The 3,360-nt window shown below is 62.2% G+C and carries 1 rRNA gene and 1 other annotated feature (1 of these 2 only partly in view); the gene reads right to left on the reverse strand.

The annotated features are described in order from the left end of the window. Positions 1-1,252 (reverse strand) — a sequence feature (mutual gap in cmsearch alignment for this rRNA model is longer than 100); it reaches 1,871 nt to the left of the window's first position. A gap of 399 nt (positions 1,253-1,651) precedes the next feature. Beyond that, a 16S ribosomal RNA gene (locus tag DW645_RS01920) occupies positions 1,652-3,157 on the reverse strand. Positions 3,158-3,360: the final 203 nt, after the last annotated feature.

Genomic DNA, 3,360 nt, shown 5'->3' on the forward strand with positions numbered 1-3,360 from the left:
AAAATCCCGCCGCTTCGGTGTCCAGCTTAGCCCCGTGTATTGTCGGCGCATGTCCACTCGACCAGTGAGCTGTTACGCACTCTTTGAATGCATGGCTGCTTCTAAGCCAACATCCTGGTTGTCTGGGCGGACGCACATCCTTTGCCACTCGGCTGGAACTTGGGGACCTTAGCGGGCGGTCCGGGCTGTTTCCCTCTCGAGCACACAGCTTAGCCCACATGCTCTGACTGCCGCGCTCTGGGCCGCCGGCATTCGGAGTTCGGTTGGATTCGGTAGGCGGCGAAGCCCCCTCGTCCATCCGGTGCTCTACCTCCGGCGGTGAACGCGCGACGCTAGCCCTAAAGCTATTTCGGGGAGAACGAGATATCTCCGGGTTTGATTGGCCTTTCACCCCTATCCGCAGGTCATCGCCGCCGTTTTCAACCGACGTGCGTTCGGCCCTCCACGGGGTCTTACCCCCGCTTCAGCCTGCCCACGGATAGCTCACCCGGCTTCGCGTCCGCGGCGCGGGACTCAAGTCGCCCTGTTAAGGCTCGCTTTCGCTCCGGCTCCCTTTCGGTTAACCTCGCCCCGCGCCAGCGACTCGCTGGCTCATTCTACAAAAGGCACGCCGTCACACCATATAGGTGCTCCGACTGCTCGTGGGCGCACGGTTTCAGGTACTGTTTCACTCCCCTCCCGGGGTGCTTTTCACCTTTCCCTCACGGTACTGGTGCGCTATCGGTCACAGGGTAGTACTCAGGCTTGGATGGTGGTCCACCCAGGTTCGGACCGGGTTTCACGTGCCCGGCCCTACTCAGGGACCGCGTCGCGCCGTCCGGTCTGGGTTCGCGTACGGGGCTGTCACCCGCTGCGGCCGGCCCTCCCATGCCGTTCCGCTCCCCAGCCGGACCTGCGCCCGGGGGCGGCAGCCCCCGGATGCGCGGCCCTGCAACCCCGCCGGCGGAACCCCTGCCGGGTATGCCCGCTCGACGGTTTGGCCATCGGTCCCCTTTCGCTCGCCGCTACTCGGGGAGTCTCGAGATTGATTTCCTCTCCTCCGGGTACTTAGATGTTTCAGTTCCCCGGGTTGTCCTCCCCGCCCCTATGTGTTCGGGGTGGGGATATCCACACTGCTGTGGATGGGTTCGCCCATTCGGAGACCCCCGGGTCGAAGGATGTGTGCTCCTCGCCGGGGATTATCGCAGCTTGCCGCGTCCTTCATCGGCTCCCTGTGCCAAGGCATCCGCCGTGCGCCCGTGGTATCTTGCGGGACCGCATCGGGCCCGCGGGATATCCACGTGTCGCTAATTAATTTAAATTAATCGATATCATGAATAGCGCTCGTATGTCGCAATTCGGGTATCTCATACCGCGGCACAGTAGTTGACTGTGCTCGCGATCAGATGCTCCTCACTCATATATAAGTGAATTCTTCTTGTTTGGATCGGATGAATGATTGCTATCATTCTGTCTGATAAATCGCAGAAAAGAATCGAGTCTGGAAGAATGATCTTCCATCTCTCTCCTATCGCTATGCGGCTCTCAAGGTACGCGGGTGCGACCCCGGGGACCGGGTGCTGCGGGGAATCATCCTGGCGGACATCTACCGGACGGGCTCCTGCCCTCTATTCGAGTTAAAGTTTGTCTCTCTAAGAATTTATCTCCCTAGAAAGGAGGTGATCCAGCCGCACCTTCCGGTACGGCTACCTTGTTACGACTTCACCCCCCTCACCCTCCACACCTTCGGCGCCTCCCCCCTCGCGGTTGGGCCGGCGACTTCGGGTGCAGACGACTCGGGTGGTGTGACGGGCGGTGTGTACAAGGCCCGGGAACGCATTCACCGCGGCATGCTGATCCGCGATTACTAGCAACTCCGACTTCATGGGGGCGGGTTGCAGCCCCCAATCCGAACTGGGGCCGGCTTTCCGGGATCCGCTCCCCCTCGCGGGGTGGCATCCCTCTGTACCGGCCATTGTAGCACGTGTGCAGCCCAGGGCATAAGGGGCATGATGACTTGACGTCGTCCCCGCCCTCCTCCGCCTTGACGGCGGCGGTCCCGCGTGGGTTCCCGGCATCACCCGATGGCAACACGCGGCGGGGGTTGCGCTCGTTGCGGGACTTAACCCAACATCTCACGACACGAGCTGACGACAGCCATGCACCACCTGTATGGGCTCCTCTCGGCCACGGGGTCTCCCCCGCTTCACCCATATGTCAAGCCCTGGTAAGGTTCTTCGCGTTGCTTCGAATTAAGCCACATGCTCCGCTGCTTGTGCGGGCCCCCGTCAATTCCTTTGAGTTTTAGCCTTGCGGCCGTACTCCCCAGGCGGGACGCTTAATGCGTTGGCTGCGGCACGGGGGGATCGTCCCCCCACACCTAGCGTCCATCGTTTACGGCTGGGACTACCAGGGTATCTAATCCTGTTCGCTCCCCCAGCTTTCGCGCCTCAGCGTCGGTCTCGGCCCAGAGGGCCGCCTTCGCCACCGGTGTTCCACCCGATATCTGCGCATTCCACCGCTACACCGGGTGTTCCACCCTCCCCTACCGGACCCAAGCCGCGGAGGTTCCGGGGGCTTCGGGGGGTTGAGCCCCCCGCTTCGACCCCCGGCCTGCCGGGCCGCCTACGCGCGCTTTACGCCCAATGAATCCGGATAACGCTCGCCCCCTACGTATTACCGCGGCTGCTGGCACGTAGTTAGCCGGGGCTTCTTCTGCAGGTACAGTCTTGACTCTTCCCTGCTGAAAGCGGTTTACGACCCGAAGGCCTCCGTCCCGCACGCGGCGTCGCTGCGTCAGGGTTCCCCCCATTGCGCAAGATTCCCCACTGCTGCCTCCCGTAGGAGTCTGGGCCGTGTCTCAGTCCCAATCTGGCCGGTCGGTCTCTCAACCCGGCTACCCGTTGTCGGCACGGTGGGCCGTCACCCCGCCGTCTACCTGATGGGCCGCGGAGCCATCCCCTCCCGTCGGGGCTTTAGCCGGGGTGCCATGCGGCACCCCGGGGTATCCGGTATTACCCGTCCTTTCGGGCGGCTATCCCGGGGGAGGGGGCAGGTTCTCCACGTGTTACTCAGCCGTTCGCCACTCGCTTCCCTCCGGAGAGGGGTGCCGTTCGACTTGCATGTGTTAGGCGCGCCGCCAGCGTTCATCCTGAGCCAGGATCGAACTCTCCGTCCAAAATATTCTGGGCTTCGAGCCCGTCCGGTCCTCTCAGTCCATCGCTGATCGGTTCCGTTCGATTCATATGGTTCTGTATAGGAAAAGGAATTTCTCGGGGCCGCCTCTCGGCGGCCTTGCGAAAAACAAATCCAAGTTAGACCATTTCAAATGGTTCGATGTCTGCCCGGATGCGACACTGAATGTGTCCATCCTCGCAGTAT

This window comes from Collinsella sp. AM23-17, from assembly GCF_003470945.1.
Classification (GTDB): Bacteria; Actinomycetota; Coriobacteriia; order Coriobacteriales; family Coriobacteriaceae; genus Collinsella; species Collinsella aerofaciens_O.